Below are 930 nucleotides of genomic sequence, written 5' to 3'. Positions count from 1 at the left end.
CCCAACACATACCTGCATTTCTCTTACGAGAGCGGCGTGCTACTTTTTCTAAGAAGTTAACTGTTTGTTCATAGTCGATAAACTGCCACATTTCATCCACATATAACACTTTTCGTTTGATAGCGTGTTCTGGGCTCTTAATCCAATGCTCCCAGATATAGTTCAGGATAACGTGGAAGGCGATTGGTTTTAAGAATCCTTCTTCTAAATGACTAATATTAAAGTTAACAACACGTGATTCATTTAACTGTGTTTCCACACCACGGCCAAAATGACTTTGCCCATCAAATAATGGTTTGGAACCATCACGTAAGAACGGACGAATCGCGGCAATTAACTCTTCTGCTTTCACATCGTCCCCATGATGTTCTACTATTACATCGTAGATTTCTTTTAACTCTGGCTCAGGCTTTCTCACTTGAGACTGAATTAATTGTCCATCCACTTTTTTCACTTCATCTGCATATAAAGATGAAGGGTGGGAAGTAATGCCATGTTTATCAAACACTTCACGAATCGCATCTTCCAGCATCGTACGTTGGAATACATTTAATCCTGGTTGATCAAAGTCTTGCCCACGAATAATAATGTCAAAGAATCCTAGTATTTCATTAATTTTCTCTAAAATTGGTACAAATCTTACATACTTCACGCCATCGCGTTCTATGAGTTCTTTCTTATCATATTGTTCAAGAGCTTCTAGTTCTTCATCTTTATCTGTAATCTGAAGTTCTGTTACCGCGATTGCACAAGGGTTGATAATGATATTACTTTCAGGTGAAATATTTAAATTAATACCACCTAGACGTTTTGTAATCTTCACGAATTCTCCCTCTGGGTCGATAATCATTGCATGTGTATCTGCAAGTGACGTTTCACGAGCTAACTTCATCTTTAAAAGTAAACTTTTCCCGGAACCTGAGATCCCCG

General features: G+C 38.2%; 1 protein-coding gene. It reads right to left on the bottom strand.

Annotation, left to right across the window (positions count from 1 at the left end; genetic code table 11):
• Window positions 1–930 (bottom strand): helicase HerA domain-containing protein (locus MR155_RS31200; RefSeq protein ID WP_242312115.1); only part of this gene is annotated, 930 nt, incomplete at both ends.

It is taken from the genome of Bacillus cereus group sp. BfR-BA-01331 (assembly GCF_022663915.1).
In the GTDB taxonomy this organism is placed as follows: Bacteria; Bacillota; Bacilli; order Bacillales; family Bacillaceae_G; genus Bacillus_A; species Bacillus_A mycoides.
The sequence above is the reverse complement of the archived record's forward strand: the minus strand, read 5'-3'. Positions and strand labels throughout refer to the sequence as shown.